Raw genomic sequence first — 18386 nt, 5'->3', positions numbered from 1 at the left:
GCTCAGGCCCTCACATCGACGCCTGCCGACGATGTGAGGGCTCGGATGAAATCGGCCAGCTTACTGGTGGTGGCTTCCACCTCGGCATAGCCGGCGTTGCTTTCCTTGAAGAACGACAGGCCCTTCATCGATTGCAGCGCGGCACGCTGCCGCTGAAACACCTGCAGTACGTTGATGGGCGCATCGCCGTCCACCTGCTGCACCATCATCGTCCCGAGCGAAATGCAGGAGATCTGCCCTTCGGCAAACAGCGTTGACGCGAGTTTGGCGAGTTGGGTGGGACGGATATGGGTAAGGTCGACGCCCTTGAGCGCATGCTTGACCTTGTCGGAGGCAGTCGCCAGGGCAGCTTGAGTGGAGCTGTTCTCGATGGGATTGTCGACGTAGCCGTTGTCGTTGGAATACCGGCGTTGCAACTTGGCTCCGTTGGAACGGGGCGATGGCGTCCTGATCGGCGGGATGTGCATGGGTCTCTCCAGGTGTCCTTGACGAACCCGTCGCTAGGCGGGGCATCCTTGAATGAAAGGCTTCCTCGTCTTAGGTATCGGCGCTGGAGCGTCGCTCCCTAATGCCGCTCGGCATCGGTTGCAGGTAGGGATTTGCCACGCTTGCCGTTGGGGCTATGAGGACCCTGCGTCAGTGCTGCGTCATCCTACGGAACGTGGTAGTTATCGCGATTTAACTGCCTCCGGCCCGTGCATCAGTGGAAAGTCCACTCTGACCCCCGTTTCCATTGTTTCAGTCACCGGCCAGGAAGGGCAGCACGTGGCGCAAGCTGGCTTTGGCTTGGAGCAAGCGCGCCTTTACGGTGCACAAAGGTATGCCAGTGATCGTGGCTATGTCGTCCAAGCTATGACCTGCGCCGTACACCAGCTCAAATACCAGACGCTGGTCGGCGGTGAGGCGGGCCAGGCCATGAGTGATCCGATCCCTCAACTGGCAATGCTTCCCGGCGTTGGGCGCGGGCGTCAGATCTTGAGTGAAGCAATCGCCATCGATAAGTTCAGCGCCACGTCGGTGTAGCGCCTTCAGCCCTGCGCGATAGGCGATGCCCAAGATCGAGATGGAGACAGGGGACGCCTGTCGAAACTCCGATGCCTTTTGCCAGACGACCCAGAAGCATTCATTGATCACCTCATCGATGATTTCTGCATGTCGGGTCAGGCGATAGAGAAACTCACAAAGTCTCTCGTGATAGTTGTAATAGAGCGTCGCCAGCGCGTCTCGATCGCCATCGGCGATGCGCTTAAGGAGCAGCCTGTCCATGGCCTCGGTGTCCTGCTCTCGGTGGGAACGGGTCTTCATTAGTGACCTAACGCCCATATTGAAATATTCAGAGGAATAGAAGCCCGTCGGCGCTATCGGCCGGTATGTGGCTCTACTTGTATTGATGGGCTGGGGTAGGGGAGTGAGCCCACGGCATCTTGCGATATACGCGTATGTTTTTGCGATGCCACAAATAAGACAAAGCATGCTTTTGTGGGGCCCGTCGCATATCGGGCGCCTCGTGTTTCTGCAGAGCAATTTCTGATGATGGAGGCGAGCGCACGCGACCGTCTCAGGCTATGGTCAGATGTATGCGTTGCCGTTTTGGGTACCTCGAATAAGGCCTCCAGAGTCGTGCAAAGATTTCGAATGGACGGCCGATACAGGCGCAGATTCTCCACGCATTCCTCGGGTCGGCTGTTTTAGCCGCGACGTCGCGCCCTGCAAACAAGCAAGGCCCCCTGCATGGAAATTCAATTCATGAGGCCAGGCAGATATGCAGACGAAAAGCAGTGGAAGAACGATCGGCGCGAAGTCAGTCTTTTGGTGGGTCGTAGGAGTTGCTGGAGTTGTGAGCGCCTTGACCGGAACGCTTTCACTCCTCAAGACAGATGCTCCCGCGCCGGCTGGAGTGCAGAGCTCAGTTGTGAGCTACAACCAGTCTGGTGGAATCACTGCTCAGAACGTAACGATTGAACCTTCTATCAGGCACATGACGGATCAGGTGGGGCAAGAGATCCGGCTGCACATACCTACCAGCGCGAAAGTGTCCGTTACTTCCGTACTCGGAGATTCCGAGTCGATGCAGTTCGCGACTGAAGTATTGCAGTGGCTCCGAGCAAACGGGTACTCAAGGGCCAGCGGAGTCGATCAGGCCGTCTACTCGGTTCCTGTCTCAGGACAGCACGTTGAGCAGAAGAGCAGTGACGAGTACGAACTGGTTATCGGCAGCCGCCGGTAAGGAAATCAGCCATTCCAGTGCAGGAAAATTATCCACCGGAATAGTCCACGGGCGCAGCCAGGGATTTTCTCCGCTATTGTCTCTGACACTTTCTCCGATGCGTGCAGTGAACAAACCTGCAGCGAGATTGGAGTCATCCGAATTCAATCGGTCGCGCCGATCTTTGGCTAGAAGTTAGGAAAACTGCGGTCGGAAAACTTGGGTCAGAGTGCACTTTCCTTCCAGCTTTCGTGGAAAGTCCACTCTGACCCCGGCATTGGCCTGCCTTTTACTGCCTTCTCGCCACCCCGCGATGCAACGTGAGGTCACGTGATGGCAGGCCCCAACGGAAACTCCCTCGCAAAGACCAGCCGCTCAACCACCTTAGGCTGATGATGCGAAAACGGCTGCACAACAACTTCCTGGTCCGATAGATGCCGTTCGTATTCGCGCAGCATCAGGCGCAGGCGCTTGCCCTGCAGGTTGGCGGGGATGCTGATACGACCTACCCAGACACAGGTGTCCAGCGAGACCAGTTGTGCGATCAGGTCTGGGGTGAGGTGGGTGATCTTTGCGGCTTGCGAAACGTTGGCGGTCGCCGCCTCCCGGGTCAGCGCGGGTGCGGTCGTTGAAACTGGTTCCACTTGAGCGAAGCCCGTCAGCATGGTGGCGCCGATCTGGTCGAGCAGGCCGAGTACGGCTTGTTGCGGGGTGGCGTCGCCGCTGGGGTGGGTCTGGTTGGGGACGTCGTACCAATCGAGGTCGGTGTCGAAGGTCGTGTTCTGCCATTGCAGCACGACTTCGATGCGGTTGTGGCCGGGTCCGGGGCCGAAGTACTCGGTCAGGATGGACGACACGCCTGGATACATGGCGGCGGTGGAGCCCGCGCCTTGCGTGGGCTCCGGGCCATAGACCTTGAACGTATACGCATCGCGCGCTTTCGATAGGTCGATGCGACGGCGCGGCAGGAGTTGCGCATAGGGCGCGACCACGACGGTCGACAGGCGCGTGTCGTAGCTGGCATACGGCTGATAGCGCACGAGGCACAGTCGAACGAAGGGCATGTAGCTGTCGCCGGCGTCGATGCGCACATCGGCAAACCACTCGTTGCGATCCGCATCGAAGTAGACACGATGGCCCGCGATCAGCATGTCCTGATTGGCTTCGGGCAGGAACTCGGTTTGCGTGTAGACGGCGTTGGGGAATGCGGAGGCGGTGAGCGTGCCGCGCGGCAGCGTGGAGTCGAACAACGGATCCTGTCCCCATTGGCTGACGAAGGCGTCGCCCGGGTCGGTCAGTTTGGCCAGTGTCCTGGGATCACTGCCGGAGATCACCACAACGCCCAGCAGCTCGCCGTCGCCGGAGGTGAACCAGGGGCGCTCCAGGTAGATGCGCAAGGTGCCGCCGTCGCGTACCACGCGATGCACGCCGCCGACCTCCGAGTCGGACCAGTGTTGCGTGGGCATGATGTAGACCAGGTGCGGCGGTTGCGGGCGGCCCGAGGCGGGAACGATATAGCCCTGCGGTGCAACGTTCGATTGGAGCAGCGGTGCGCCGCATGCGATGTCGGTGGCTTCGACGGCGTCGTCGTAGTAGTTCGCCGGCAACGCGAGTGCATGTTGCAACCAGGGTTGGCCTTGTCGCGTCACCTGGGCCGGGTCCGCCGTGATCGATGGCGGCAGGTATTCCCGAAAGCGCGTGGTCGCCAGCAGGCTGTAGCGTACGAAGCGGAACTTCTGGTCGCCGAAATCGTGGCGCACATGCGGGCGGACCGTGTCGCTGTCGGGCACGGGGCCGAGGAAGCCATAGTCCGACTTGGTAGGCTCGCTGGCCGCGATGCCTGGTTGTTCGATGCGCACGGGCTTGAGCCGCGCAGTGACATGCTTGCGGTAGGGCGGCTTGCCGGAGGCCACGTCGTCGATCCATTCCATCCAGTCGGCCATCACTTCGAGCTGACCGGTGCTGCGCGCGTGATAGCGCACAAACGTTTCGCGCTGGAAGTCGATCCAGGTGGCGCCGTTGTCGCGATGGCCGTTGATGGTGAGGAAGGTCGGCTCACACACGGGATGCTGGGTGGCGTGCACGAGGGTGAGCGTGCGGTCGGGCGTCATCGTCCAGTTGGCGCCGCAGATGCCGAGGATGGCCGCCCACACACCGCCCAGCGGCGTGCTGGTCCAGGCGGGCAAACCCATCTTGAGGATATGGTCGACGCGGATGCCTGTTGAATAGCGCACCGGCGCAATCTCGCCCTTGCGCAGGAAGATCGTCAGCGTGCGTTTGGCGCTGTCCCAGGTGGGAACGGCGTGCGCCACATCGACCGTGTCCGTGCATGGCACCGCGTCGATCTGTTCCGCCAGTTCGACAATGGCCATGCGAAATCCATCGACTTCCGGCCACGTGCCTTTCAAGGGTACGTAGAGCACCAGTTCCTGGGTGAGTGGAATGTAATCGGCGTGGACGTTGTCGGCGGCGTCGATCACCACCGGCGCGACGATGCCCGGCACGCCGCGCAACACCACGGCCGCTGCCGCGGGGTCGGGCAGGTAAGGTGTTGCGAGGCGGTCCTCCGTGTGCACCAGATACTCGCCCGGCTGCAGTCGGAAACCTTCCGGAGGCGACTGCGTCAGTGCCTGTTCTTTGGATGCCCCATCGATGGCGGGCGTGATGATTTTCACCGCCGCGCCGCCGTCATACAGGGTGCCGGCTTCGCGCTTGGCGATCAGCTCGAAGGCCTGGTGGATGGCGGCGTTCTTGCCGGGGCCGACCGGCGCATCGAAGGCGTCGTCGAAGCAACCGTGCTGCTCGGCCAGCGTCTGCGAGGTTTTGGGCGGTACCACGTGGCGCAGATTCACGTCGACATAGGCGAAGCCGCTGACCAGCGGATCGTTGAGCGCATAGGGACCTTGCGCGATGTATTCGCTGGTGGACAGGCTCTGGAAGCCGGCATCCGTCGCCACCACATCGGAGCGGATCACAGCGCGCTCCAGTGACTCGCCTTCCGATACGCGACCGTGCAGCGAGAGTACGGGTGGGTCCACCGGTTCCAGGCGGCGATAGGTGATTTCGTCGCTGGCCTGCTCCAGGTCGGCGATCGACTTGTCGGTGAGCTTCAGGCTGTTGCCGGCGAGGTCGACCGTGCGTGCGCGCAGCCGATAGGTTTCGCCAAAGCGAAGGCGCGGCAGCGTGCCAGGTTGCCAATGGGTTCGCGTCAACATGGGCGACGCCCCGTCGGCGGCATCGGCATCGCTTTGCGCCTGCACGGTTTCTTCCTGGATCAGACCGTGTTCGTTGACCGGCACGATGCGCTTGCCGGGGCGTTCGGCCACCAGACTCCAGCCGGCCCATTTGAACAGCGCCTCGTGCAGGTAGTGATCCTGGGTGTCCTTGTTGTTGTCGACGTCATCGGGCGCGGCTTGGGTGGTGGTCGATGGACCCTGCACGCAGCCTTCGTCGTGCACGTCATCGATCAGCGGCGATTGGTCATCGGTGGCGCGATAGTTGGCGATGCGGGCGCATAGCGAGCGCCACTGGTTGGTGCGCTTTTCGCGCACGTCCACGCGGAAGCCGCGCAGCACATCTTCGGCGTAGAGCAGCACGTTCGAGGACTGGCTGGCGTCGTCCAGTGCATCGTTCTTGAGCGAATGCGCGGCGAGATCCGCGGCCAGGTCGGTGGCGCGGTTGTGGCGCGTCACGGTGATGCCGGCCGAGCGCAGCGCGGGCGTGGCTTCCTGGTTGTTGTTGGTGGTGTAGGCGATACCGGCCGGTTTGCCGAGCGCGTCGTCGTCGTCCGCGTCGGGTGTGTTCTGCAGGTGGGTGAGCGTGCTGTTGACGAAGTTGACCGTCTTGATCGCTGAACCGTCGGCGTCGACCTGGACCAGGCTGAAGGGCGACTTGTCGTCAGCGGCTTTGGCATCATCCGAGCGCGCCACTTCCATCGCGCCGGCCAGCGCCAGAAAGCCATCGGTGACATCGGTGGCCGTGCGGCTGCGCACGATGAAGCGCCTGCCGGTGAGGTGCCAGGCCGTGCGCGGTGTGGAGTCTTCGGCGGTGCTGTGTCCGCGGTGCTTGACCTCGAGTTGCATGGTGCCAGTGATGCCGGCGGCGTTGGCCCGCCCCTGTTCGATGAGTTGTTCTGCGCCGACCACGGAGGCATCGATCACCAGGCCGAGCGTGCGCATCATCGCCGGTGCATCGCCGAACGAGCCCACCACCTTGTGGAAGTCGTACTTCGGCGTCGGCAGGGGTTGCTTTGTTGCAGTGGGATCGGGGTAGGGCGCGTAGGACGGCGGCGTGTCTACCCGTGAATAGAACCGGTTCGCCTGGTAGAGCGCGTAAGCCGGCGTGCTCTTGCCGAACAGGTTCTTGAGGCCTGGGGGCAGATCAGCCGGCAGCGCGCGGGTCGGTGTGTGCTTTTTGTTGGCGGTGGGGCGGCCGTCGATGCCGACGATTTGTTCGGGCACATATTTGCTTTGCTTGCCGAAGTACTCTCCGCGCACGCGTCGATCGATATCGCTGTTCACCAGCAGATCGCCGATGCCGTTGGGTCGGCGGTTGTCGTACTTGCGCCGGCCCCAACGTTCGCCGCCGGCCGCCTGCGTGATCATCGGCTTGAACGGACTGCCGCCGATGGGAAACAGGGCAGGGCGATCCAGTCCCTGCTGCGCAGCGAGGTCGCCATAGTGATCCTTCAGGAAACGCACCACATGGCGCACCGGAAAGGAGTTGAGGTTGTGCTGGCTCATGTCCGTGTATACGAACGGCGCCACGCTCATGTCCGGCGTGAACAGTTTCTTCCAGATGACGCTCTTGGCGGCTTCGTCGAGTTTGAGATCGAAGGTGGTGCTATCCGTCTTCAATTTGAAAGCGATCTGCGCCAGCGTCTTTGGCCAGTCGAGGAAATCCGGATAGCCCGACAGCAGCGCCTGCGCATTGCCGCTGTCCGGGTCCGGCGTGAGCCTGGGTGAAAGCACGATGGAGACGCGCAGTTGGCCATGGCTGTCAAAGCCATAGGGCAACACGGTCCAGACCAGTTTCTCCGCCATGATCGTCTCCTTGCGAGCGTGGTTCCTTTCGCTCAGGCGAAAGCGTTGACGTAGTCGCGCCAGGGGTATGGCGTGTCGTCGGTGACGGGCCCGGCATCCGGTCCCATCAGTGCGGCAAACGAGGGATCGCCGTTGGAACCGGCGAAGCTGCGCTCGCAGTGGATCGACGCGCTGACCGAGAACATGAACAGGCTCACCGAGATCGTGAGCGTGGCTTCGCCCTTGGCCTTGCCGGTACCGCTGTCGTAGCTCAGTGCGAGGTAAAGCTCGATCGACACCGAGACGATGCCGAGCACGCTCACGTTGCCGCCCAGGCGGAAGTAGCCGGTCAGCTGGCAGGCGTCCTTTTCCATGCGGAAGTAGATGCCGGCCATCACGTGCACGCCGCCAGATGCCACGCCGAAGTCCACCGCGATGGCGGCGCCAAACTCAAACGCCGCCTCCATCAACTGCACGCCGTGCGGATCGATGGTGATGCCGAAGAAACCGCCGCCGCCGAACATCGATACGGTCAGGCAGAACGGTTGATCGCGCGTGCAGAAGTTGAAGCGCACCGACAGCGGCTGGCCGATGAAAGGCACGGTGAAACCCGCGCCGAGACTCAGATTGCTCAGGTTGAGCACGCCGACGGCCAGGTTCGGCAAGGCCATCGAGAAGCTCGCGTCGATGCCTTTCTCGGAGATATCCAGCGAAGGTGGATCGGAAAAGCCATCCAGCGGGATCAGGTCCTTCAGTGTTTCTACGAACTTCAATGGCCCGATGAAGTGGATGCCGTCGAACTTCACGTCCACGTCCATCTTGGCCGAGGAGTCGGCACGAAACTCGATCTTCTCGAACGCGAGCTTCATGAAACCCAGCTTCTCGCCCAGCAGGATCAGGTCGAAAGCGCGCAAGCCGCACAGCACCTTCACGCTGGCCTCGCCCGTGCTCTTCTTCACCTTGGCTTCGACCGAGACGATGAAGGCATCCACATCGTGCGGCTGGAACAGCGTGCCCAGCGCGCCGTACAGCGAGTTGGACGGATCGGGCCAGGGCTTGATGGTGGGGTGCCAGTCAAAATGCACGGTGATCTCGTCGCCGAGCAGCGAGGACAGCAAGCTCGCGATGTCCGCCGCCTTGTCGGTGATGGCGCGCAGTGTGGCGGCAATCTTGTCCACGGTGCCGCGCACGCCGCCGGCAAACAGATTGATCTTGTCGAAGGCCGCCTGGAAGTCCGTCAGCGCGTTGCCCACGGCCTGGATCTTGGCCTGCACATCGGCTTCGTTCTTGAGCAGGTCCGCCAATTGCTCGGGCGGAACCAGCAGCTCGGATACCGCGTTGAACAGCGCTTCGGCCGGAGCCACCATGGCCGGAATGCGCCTGATGTCATCGACGAAGGCCTGGATTTGCGCAATGCGCGTGCGGATCGGCACGAGCTGTTGCTGCACGACGTTCTGCACGGCGGTGGAAAGTCCGCTGCCAGGCAGTTGCGTGATGCGCAGGTTCACGGCCGCCAGCAAAGTGCCCAGCTCGCCCTGCATGTTGTTCAGCGCGGTGGTGAGTCCGCTCGCTGGTGGCTTGAACGCATCGGCCGCCTTGATCGCATCGATCAGGTCCTTGCCCACGTCCACGGCCTGGTCGAGCTTGCTGGCGAGCGCGGCGGTGGTGGCATCGAGCGCCTGGATCTGCGGCTTGATCTGCTCGAAGGCCAGATTGATCGCCTGTTCCAGCGCCGACTGCGCAGCCTTTGCGGCCATCGATTCAAGTTGACCGAGCAGGTCGTTGGTGTTGCCCAGGGCACCGATGAAGTCTTGCAGCGCGTCAGCCGCTTCGGAGACGAACTTCGGCAGCCTGTCGATGCCATCCGTATCGATGTTCACCAGGTTGAGCAACTCGCCCAGCGGAATGCAGCCGAACAGCACGGGGTTGACGATCGCGCTGAAGGCTTGCGAGCCGTCGAAGGCGCCGCTGTTGAATCCGGCGACATCGCCGGTGATGGGACCGGCCAGGCGTGAAATGCCGGACGGGCGCAGGTTGGGTTGCACGAAACCGCCGGAACGATCGCCCTTGCTGGTGAAGTCCAAATCCGGGCCTGAGGCGATATCGGCAAACACTTCGCCCTTGTCGAAATCCTTTGCACGTGCGGCGTACTGTTTGTTCCACTTCAGCTCGCTGCCGGTCTTGCCGCCGGTGAGGTAGGTCAGCGATGGAATGAAGGCGCTGGCCTGCCGGATCGAGGGATACGTCAGCGGCCCGCTGCGCGTCGCCGGATCGTGGCGCAGCTGGCGCACTTCCATGCCGAACTCGATCTCGTCCAGTTCGCAGGTTGTGTCGCCGGGCTTCTGGCTGGGTGCCATGCAGACACGTTGCCGGCGCGTGCTCGCCTTGCGCCATGGCTTATTGGCGTCGGTGTACCAGTCGTTCTGGACCTTTTCGTAGTTTGCTTCTGCGTCGCTGCGATCGCCGTAGGGCGAGGGATTGGCCAGTGCGTTGTCGATGAAGATGCCTGGCAACTCGAACGCGACGTCCCTGCCATCCAGGTCGGTACCCACGTAGCGAAACGGGAACGGCGTGCCCGCATCGACGCAAGGCCAGAACATCTGCATGCCTTTGCCGTCCACCTGCTTGCCGGTCGGATCCTGCAGATCGGGCGTGACGTGCGTGAGGCAGCGGATCTGGCTGAATGGAAACTGGCGATGGAAGTAGCGCGTATAGCCGGAGTCCGCGTCGCCGGCGATGGCGTCGCTCGATGGAACCGTCATCGTGGGATAGCTGTGCACGGGTTCGCGGACAATGATGAAGGTTCGCTGGCGCAGATAAGCCGGGTTGCCGGGCCTGTCGTGATGGAACTTGCGCTCGCTCACCTTCACCAGCGAGACCTGATGGCCAAAGGGGCACAGATAACCCTTGTAGACCACCTTCACGTAGTGGTCGCGCGCTTGCGTGGCCTGATGCACCCATTCTTCCACCGACAGTCCGGCCGGCACTTTCCACGCGCCGCGTGCATCCAGCCAGCCGCCGAGTGCGGACAACATCAGCCGGTTGCATTCGATGGGTTCCTGGTTGCCGTCGGGAATACGGAAGTTGCTCGACTCGTGCACGATGTTGAAACGATCGCGGTCGTCCAGCGTCATGCGGAACGGGACGGTATTCGGTGCTGGCGTGGTGGCGAGCTTGGGAATACCGGGATCAAAGGTGGCCGGCACCGATTGCGGCCCGAAGCGTGCCCATACAGCGCGCACTTGCGTGCCACTGTTCGGGCCTTCCTGGACGACACCGGTCTTGCTGTCCAGGTAGCCCAGCCGCGTATGCCAGAGCGGCGTGCAGCCTGTCGGCGTAAAGGTCTGCGAGACGCTCGTATGTACGAAGCGACCAGTTTCGTTGGGTGAAAGTATCAACCGGTACGGCAGCTCCAGCGATGTTTGCGTGGCGCTGGGCAGGGTGGGGATGGGCGGACGCAAATACCAGGACGGCGGCACTTTGGTGATTTCCAGGCCCGCCGATCCGACCACGCCATACAGCGCCATGGCCGACGCGCTGTGCAGTGATTGATGTGTGGCGGGACGAATGGTGCCGGGCACCGGCCTGCCTGGTTCGAGTACTTCCGGGCCCGCTTGTTCTGCGGGCATGGCGAGCTGATCGGCCCGCAGTTCGGCGCGGCGCAGCAGCAGATGCAGGCCTTCCGCGCCGCTGTTTTGCGCAACGCGCAGATTACGCAGCGTCGTGACGAGCGTGCGCGCGCGTTGACCCGGTGTGAGCGCGGCGAAGGCGGCACGTTGTCGTTTCTGCAGCACGCCGGTGAGTGGACCGACCACGATGCGCCGCACGGGAGCACGGGCCGCATTCGCGGTGATGCTCAGGGGTAGATGCAGGCAAGCGTCGAGTATGCCTTGCAAGGTGTAAGGCACCGATGGCATGCCGGCATCGGCCAGCAGTTTGGCGTCGTAACGAAACACCGCGCGGCTGCCGTTCGCGATGCGCGAAGGAATGGGCGGGTAACGCGGCGGCTCGCCGGCCGTGTTCGCCGGAGGCGAGGTCGGTGGGCACTGCGGGTCCTTGTCCTTGATGCCGGTGGTGGGCGCCTGGTAATACACCTCTTCGGAGATCGACTGCGGCGCGAAGCGCAGCACGATATAGCCAGTCTTGCCCTGTTTCGCCTTGAGCGTGGCCGGACCGTGTCCATCGGGCGCAACCACATCCAGGTTGATCAACGAGAAATTGATCGACAGGAAATCATCGGAGCGGATCACCGATTGGCCGAGATCCACCACGGCGGCGATACCGCCCACAACGGGTTCGATGCGCGTCAGCTGCGCGCGATCAAAGCCTGCGACAAATCGCGGATCGTTGGCCAATTCGGCCAGGTCGCGCTGGATGGTGGCGCCGCGTCGCGTCTTGCTGGGCATGACCGTCCCTCCGTCGTGAAAGACTCACATCGGAACGGCAGATCTCTCAGGCATCGGAGCGCACCGCAAACATCCCGCACGCACGCCCCGCGGGACGCGCATCAGGTCATGTCTGCCAAACCGTTCGTCGATGGCTTCCCCAGTGTTCCCTGCCCAATCTCCCGCGCCAGATGGCATGGACCGGCATCCCGGCAGACCCAGATTTGCGCAACAGGAAACCCTGCCGCCCAAGTCAGCAAGACAAAACCGGTCACTCCAAACGAATCCACTTCGCGACAGCCGTTGTCGGCTGCGTACCCCAGCGGGACCCAATGCGTGCAGCGCCCCCGCGAACACCCCGGCGCAAGAGCCTACGGTAAGGGAAGTTAAGGCGGCGTCGAACCTTGAGGTCAGCGGCTATGGGAGGCGCAATGTCTTGCAGGCGTTCGAGCGTGACAAGCTAAATCAGTGGGCAGCGCCAGACGTTCCAGTCGTTCCCGTGGTGCCGGTCGTTCCGCCCGTACCCGGCGGCGTGTCTTGCTTTCCGTGGCTATCGTCGCCACCGCTGATGGCTGCGGCGACGACCGCGGCGGCCGCCACTCCCGCACCGACCCTGACGGCGGTCAGCGAGCCGGTGCTGGTTTCCCCGGCATCGGCACTGCAAGGGATGACTGCCGCGCCGTCACGCTGCGCATCGTCGTTCTGGCGTTGCGAGTGCTCGGCGGCGCCGCTGCACGGTCCGGCCAGTGCCTGCGAATGATCGCCATCCTTCGGATTGGCCTGTGCCCAACTGGCCGTTGCAAACGCCATGCTGGCAGCGAGTACGAACATCGTCTTCATTGAGCTCTCCATGCGGTTGATCGCCAGGAGATGCTAGAAATTCAAACCACGCTTAGACATCGGATCATTCCGAGGGTGGCTACGGGGCTACCGATGACAGATCGGCTTTCAGCCTGTGGATGAGTAACTCGAGCTGCTCGATGCGTTTGGCGATGAAGGCCTCGCGTTCCTGCAAGCTGGCATCGGACGCCGGCTGCGAAGCCATGTCCTCAAGTCCAATAACGCCCAAGGAGCCCTCGATATGGTGAAGAAGGCGCCGCTTTGCCGCATCGTCATCGCCAGACATCAAGTGCTTCAGTTCGGCGGAGTCCTTGCGGCAAACGGAAAGCAGCTCATCCAGCACCGCCTTGAGTTGCACGGGGTCTTTGTAAAAGCTGATCAGGTGCGCTGCCTGCGCATCGACTTCATCCATGATCGTCGACGCTGGTTGATCGCCGCCCGATCGGGTAAGCGAAGATATCTTTGCATCCAGATCGCGGAGCGTGACTGGCTTGGCCAGAAAATCGTCCATGCCGGCATCCAGGCAGGCCTGAATCTGCTCCGGAAGAGCGCTCGCCGAAAGTGCGACGATGGGCAGATGTTGGCCGGCGCGTTCCGACTGGCGAATGCGGCGCGTCATTTCAAAACCGTCGATCCTCGGCATGTGGCAATCGGCCAGCAGCAGGTCATAGTGCGCGCTTTCCAGCACGGCCAGCGCCTCCGCGCCATCGCCGACCACGGTGTGTCGATAGCCCAATGCCTCAAGCTGCCGACTGATGAGCGCCTGGTTGATCGAATGGTCCTCCGCCACCAGCACGTGTATATCCGGATGTCCTGCAGCAGCGGATGCGATGGGCTCGGCAGCCGTCTCGATCAAACCCAGCTCTTGAAGGCATAGGTCACGCAACGGCGCCCACAGGATGGGGTCGAGCTTCAGTATGGAAGCCTCCGTACCCTGCATGTCATGAGGACGCCCAAGCATCACGATGCGCGACGAGGCTGGAATGTTCGTGCTCGCAGCCAGCGGCGCGTCCATGAACACGAGTTCGGGACCGTCTTCATCGTCGTCAAATTTCGCGGACGGTTCCCGAACGCTCCAGTGGAAACCAAACGCCGACAGTGCGTTGCCAAGCTCTTCCTGGAGCATGGGGTCGGACGTGATCAGCGCCGCGGTACGCCCCGCCAGGCCCAAGGGCGGCTCCCAATCTTCAACGACGTCCATGGCTACTTCGAAGACAGCTTCTGTCCCACGACCCACAATGCTGTGCAGGCAAAGCTTGCCACCCATCATCTCCGCTAGACGCCGGCTGATCGACAAGCCCAGGCCGGTGCCGCCAAACCGACGAGTCGTCGACTGCTCCGCCTGGATAAAGGGCTGGAACAGTCGCGCAAGACTGGCGGCGGGTATGCCGATGCCCGTATCGGAGATGGTGAACTTCAGCCGATGCCGGCCATCCGAATCGACCAGGCATTGCGCGCGAAAGACAATGCTGCCCTCTTCGGTAAACTTGAGTGCGTTGCTTAATAGATTGGCGATGATCTGGCGCATGCGCAGCGCGTCGCCTTTGTACAGTCTGCCCAGGCGCGCATCGTGGACGGCGTATAGCCGAAGGTGCTTCTTCCCGGCTCCTGCCGAGCACACGCCAACAAGGCTGTCGATCAGCTGGTGCATGTCAAATGGCGCTGACTCCAGTTCGATGCGATCGGCTTCGATGCGAGAGTAATCGAGGATGTCGTCAAGAATCTGCAGCAGCAGCCTGGCGGAATCCTGGGCCATGCCCAACATGTTGGCCTGCTCGGCATCGAGTTTCGTGCGGGCCATCAGTTCTATCAGGCCGAGCACGCCAGCCATCGGCGTGCGGATTTCGTGGCTCATGGATGCGAGAAAGGCGCCTTTCGCCAGCACCGCGCTCTCGGCCTGAGCCTTCGCGTGGATCAACTCATCGGCCTGTCGATGCGCGGCGGTTGTGTCGATCCAATAGCCGCTCCATTCCGCGGTGCCGTCGGGCAGCCGCCTTGAATGCCCGCCCTCGGTGCGCAACCACTTCCACTCGCCCCGGACCAGGATGCGAAAGTCCACCGGCGGCATGGGTTCGAGCGCGATGGCCGCTGCGTTGACACGATCGAACAGCATCGGGAGATCGTGCGGATGCAGCCGGCTGGCAAGTTCGGGCTCGTTGCCGATGATCTCCTCGGGTGCCATATCGAGCAGAGACTTCGAATCGCCGCCGATATAGGTGAAGTGACGGCTGGTGGGCGAGGTGACCTGAATCTGGAAGACGACGGCAGGCATCGCTTGTGTGATATCGGACAACCGCTGTTCCGATGCCCTGGCGCGCGCTTCTGCACTACGTATGTCGCTGACATCGACGATGGTGCCGAGCATGCGGCTCTCGTGCGACGTCTCGCTGACAAACGGACGGCGCCACGAGATGGTGCTGCGAATGGATTCATCCGGCGCCAGAGGCGGAAGAAGGATTTCGCTGCGCTCACTCTTGCCCATCGCCATGACCCGCAGATCGGCATCATGGAGGTCCAGCGGATTGGGCTGCGTGAGGTGCTTTGTTTGCGCCAGCGTCTTGCCGAGAATGTCCTCGCGTAAGACCCCCAGCAGCTTCTCGTAGGCGGCATTGACCGCCAGATACCTGCCTTCAGCGTCCTTGACGAAGACCGGATAGGGCAATGTCTCAAGCAAGGCCTGCTGGAAGCTCAGCTCATCGCCTAACTTCTTCTCCGCCAGCGCTTGCGCTCGCGATGCACGACGCAGTCGCACATAGGCAAAAGCACCAATGCCGAACAGCAGGCACGCCGAACCAAGCCCCGCGATGACCCATGCCCACGGCACGCCGTAGTAATAGTCGGTCGTCAGCCAACGGGAACGGATGGCCTGGCGCTGGGCAGAGCTGAGGATGGCCAACTCACGGTTGACGTACGGAAGCAGCGCCGCGTTGGACGGGAGCATGCCGATCGCAAGGTCAAGATTGATATCGGCCGGTCCGACGACGCGAAGTTCCGCGGGGTAGCGGTTTCGAATCAGCGAATCGATGGCCGGCAGGGTGCCGATATAGGCATCCGCCTTTCCGCTCGCCACCAGGGCGAGCCCTGCTTCGTTGCTTCCCACAGGAACAAGCGTGCTCCCGCCCAATATCACCCTCGCCCTCGAGAGCATGCTTTGCTCTTCGCGTATGGCCACCACGCGTTGGGAGAGGTCGGCTGGGCCGGTAATCGGCAGGCCGCCAACGCGTGTGACGATCACCCCGGGGAAGGTCTCATAGGGTTGGCTGAACAGCATGGCGTCGCGAGGAAAATCATTCGCGCTGCCGGCGGCAATGATGTCCACTTGATGATTGGCGACCAATGCCTTGACCGTGGTCCAGTCGTCGGCGGGCACAAGCTTGAACTTCAGTCCAAGACTATCGGCAACCAGCCGCAAGTAGTCGGCCGATATGCCGGCGAAGGTTCCCTTGTCGTCGACAAAGCTGTACGGATAGCGATCTGTCTCGTAGACGACGCGAAGCTCGGGCAGCTGGCGTAGCCATTGGTTCTGTTCCTTCGTCAACGAACTCAAGGGCGGTGGAAGCACGTCGACGGTGGCGTCCATGCCCCAGCGCTTATGCAGCTGTGCCAGGTCGTCGGACGTGATGTTCGTTTCCGCCTTCCTGAGGACCTGGGCAAGCACCTCCCGATCTCGTGGAATGGCGACGGCGACGCCGGACGTGGGAAGGATGGCCTGTCCGAGCACCTGAAGATCGTCACGCGGCCTGCGTTGCAGCAGGGCGCGGGTGCGCAGATCGCCGGTGCCTATGTAGGCATCGGCGTCGCCGCGAGCCACCATGTCCAGCGCCTCGGATCCGTCGTTGGCGAATACCAGGGCCGCCTTCGGATAGGACTTGTGGATAGCGACATTGGCGAACCGCAGGGGGCGCTCGACGGCGATGCGTCGACCCTCCAGCGCGCTATCCCTGCGCAGAGTCTGCTCGCCTTGCCGAACAACCAGAATGCCGGTGTCCGTGATATGGGGCTTCAAAAAGTAGAAGCGCGGCGCCAGCTCATCCCAAAGCCCTTGGCCGACATAAAGATCGAACGTCGAAGTTGGCGTGCCATCGCCCAGTGCCGTGGACCAGTCGGTAAACGGGTGAAACTCGAGCCGCAGTCCGGCGTAGCTAGCCAGCAGCCTGGCGTAGTCAACGCCGATGCCTTGGGGCTCGCCGCCAATCCATCCCTCGATGGGCATGTGGTCGCCAGCGTAAATGCCAACCTGCACCACGTTGTGTGCGCGAATCCATGCCTGTTCTTGGGCACTGAATGGCGCAGTCGATGCTGCCACTGCCGCCGGGCTCAGCAGTGCCGATGTCCCTACAAGCATCGCCAGGGCTAGAAAGAGCAGTCTCTGCAGCAGCCGCGCCACGCTTTGGCAGGAGCGACTGGCATTTGCGCGCCGAGTCTGGCCACGCAATGCAGACGTGTATGCATGGCTCATGCGTGTGTCCTCGAGATAAGGCCAAAGCCCACCTCTGCCATCAGGTTCATTGAGCGGCCAGTCTTGTGAATAAGGGGTGTTGAAGCGAATCTGCGGGGCATCGCCTCGCCCATTGCGAAAGGCACCTACGGTGGGACGAAAGTCTGTATCCGACCCTGTGCGCTCTGCCGGCCCCGATCGCTCGAATCGCGAAAGATTATCCATTCGCGGTTGGCGGGCGATACAGGGTTTAGGATTCGTCCGATCCGCCGCCATCCCGACGGGCCCGCCTAGGATTCATCCGATTCTTTCGGGTAGCGGCATGGGAAAAACTAAGCACATGCAGTGAAGGCGGTTGCTTCATTCATCCGCAACGCATCAGTCTTCGAACGCCCGTTCAATAAGGCGGGCGATTCCTATTGCAAGAGCGATGAAAAAAGGCGTGGCCTCGAGATAGGGCAAGTGGGCCTGCCGAACCAGGATATGGCGGTTGGGCAGGCACAGCCCAGTCAGGCGTTCGCCGTGGCGGCCCCTTCCTGTTCGACCGCTCAGTCCGCTCTTGTGCAATGACCATGCATGTCCAGCTGCTCCATGTAGCCATCTCGGCCTCTCGCCACATAGGCCGTCCAGCGACCAGAAGCCTATCGCATAGCGCGATGGCGGTAGCCCTCGCCGTCGTGGCGTTCACGGGCTGCCTCGACGGTAGACACCAGGCCATGGCCGGCGAACTGATCGGTTCGCACATGGAAATACATGGGGCGAGCCTCGACGTTACAGCGCGCCGCGATTCTGCGTGCCATGAGGTTGCCGTCCATCCGGCCAGCGGCATCGTCTCCGGTTGCGCTGATGTGGATCGCGCATATGGCATCACCACGCAGGAGTTGCGCCTGTCGCAGGAGCAGGCACTCGTGGATGATGCCGCCGATCAGCCCGCGGAAGCCCGGAACCGCCATGAGCTCCTGGCAGGAGCGCCTTGGGAAGCCGGGGCAGCGATACTTTCCGCGATCAATCTTGTATCACTCGATCGCCTCGACGAGGCTCGACGAGCATTCGCGGCGCTGAGCGGTAGTACGGACCCCCGCATTGCCGGATACGCACAACTTTGGCAGCTGTGGATCACTATGCGGAGTTATCGAGGCGATGCCCATGGCCTCCGCGAACAGTTGGCGCGCGCCACGGTTGGGCTCCGCGCCGCCGACAGCTTCCAGCAGTCCGTGCTCAATCTTTATGCGGGGCAAGGTAGCGTCGAAGCGGTGTTCTCCGCCGCAGAGGCGGCCACCCTCGCCGGGTCACCCCAGCGCCGCGATGCGCGAACGCAGGCGGCCTTGTTTGCCGGCAGCTATCTCCAATACGTGGCCGGCGACGCCGCGACGGCGCGACGAATCTATCGTCGGGAATTCCCGCAGTCGTCAGGATCGCTGGAGCGGCCGGTGCTTCAGCGACTCATCGGTGATCCCTAGGCGCGGCGGGCGAAGCGTTGCTCTGCGAACGCGCGA

8 protein-coding genes are annotated in these 18386 nt (G+C 62.3%); 1 reads left to right on the top strand and 7 read right to left on the bottom strand.

Going from position 1 to position 18386, the window contains the following annotated elements; translation table 11 throughout:
- Positions 1-2 precede the first annotated feature (2 nt).
- The 7 genes from Y882_RS17505 to Y882_RS17475 form a co-directional block, all read right to left on the bottom strand.
- Positions 3-416 (bottom strand): hypothetical protein, encoded by a 414-nt coding sequence (locus tag Y882_RS17505; RefSeq protein WP_156171565.1) that lies wholly within the window; start codon positions 414-416, stop codon positions 3-5.
- Positions 417-738: 322 nt separating this feature from the next.
- On the bottom strand, positions 739-1305 hold the full coding sequence (locus tag Y882_RS17500; RefSeq protein WP_046973240.1) for an RNA polymerase sigma factor: 567 nt from the start codon (positions 1303-1305) through the stop codon (positions 739-741).
- A gap of 856 nt (positions 1306-2161) precedes the next feature.
- Positions 2162-2374: a hypothetical protein gene (locus tag Y882_RS20130; protein WP_156171563.1), complete on the bottom strand. Its 213-nt coding sequence runs from the start codon at positions 2372-2374 to the stop codon at positions 2162-2164.
- Between the two features lie 158 nt (positions 2375-2532).
- Positions 2533-7248 carry a hypothetical protein gene (locus tag Y882_RS17490; RefSeq protein ID WP_046973238.1) on the bottom strand — a complete coding sequence of 1572 codons (4716 nt, stop codon included), beginning with the start codon at positions 7246-7248 and terminating at the stop codon, positions 2533-2535.
- 32 nt (positions 7249-7280) lie between these two features.
- Positions 7281-11633: a hypothetical protein gene (locus Y882_RS17485; RefSeq protein ID WP_052950131.1), complete on the bottom strand. Its 4353-nt coding sequence runs from the start codon at positions 11631-11633 to the stop codon at positions 7281-7283.
- Between the two features lie 444 nt (positions 11634-12077).
- On the bottom strand, positions 12078-12452 hold the full coding sequence (locus Y882_RS19005) for a hypothetical protein (protein ID WP_052950128.1): 375 nt from the start codon (positions 12450-12452) through the stop codon (positions 12078-12080).
- A 79-nt stretch (positions 12453-12531) separates the two neighbouring features.
- Positions 12532-16911, bottom strand: coding sequence for a transporter substrate-binding domain-containing protein (locus Y882_RS17475; RefSeq protein ID WP_162207429.1), 4380 nt, complete (start codon positions 16909-16911; stop codon positions 12532-12534).
- A gap of 695 nt (positions 16912-17606) precedes the next feature.
- Here Y882_RS17475 and Y882_RS17470 point away from each other — a divergent pair.
- Entirely contained in the window at positions 17607-18350 is a 744-nt protein-coding gene (locus tag Y882_RS17470) for a hypothetical protein (protein WP_156171562.1), read from the top strand.
- Positions 18351-18386 lie beyond the last annotated feature (36 nt).

This window comes from Dyella japonica DSM 16301 (genome assembly GCF_001010355.1).
Taxonomy (GTDB): domain Bacteria; phylum Pseudomonadota; class Gammaproteobacteria; order Xanthomonadales; family Rhodanobacteraceae; genus Dyella; species Dyella japonica.
This window is presented reverse-complemented; position numbering and strand designations above follow the sequence as displayed.

What these genes read in the sequence shown, in the direction of transcription:
- Y882_RS17500 (WP_046973240.1), bottom strand. Translation starts at nt 1,305, where the DNA reads ATGAAGACCCGTTCCCACCGAGAGCAGGACACCGAGGCCATGGACAGG.
- Y882_RS17490 (WP_046973238.1), bottom strand. Translation starts at nt 7,248, where the DNA reads ATGGCGGAGAAACTGGTCTGGACCGTGTTGCCCTATGGCTTTGACAGC.
- Y882_RS17485 (WP_052950131.1), bottom strand. Translation starts at nt 11,633, where the DNA reads ATGCCCAGCAAGACGCGACGCGGCGCCACCATCCAGCGCGACCTGGCC.
- Y882_RS19005 (WP_052950128.1), bottom strand. Translation starts at nt 12,452, where the DNA reads ATGAAGACGATGTTCGTACTCGCTGCCAGCATGGCGTTTGCAACGGCC.
- Y882_RS17475 (WP_162207429.1), bottom strand. Translation starts at nt 16,911, where the DNA reads ATGAGCCATGCATACACGTCTGCATTGCGTGGCCAGACTCGGCGCGCA.
- Y882_RS17470 (WP_156171562.1), top strand. Translation starts at nt 17,607, where the DNA reads ATGGCCGGCGAACTGATCGGTTCGCACATGGAAATACATGGGGCGAGC.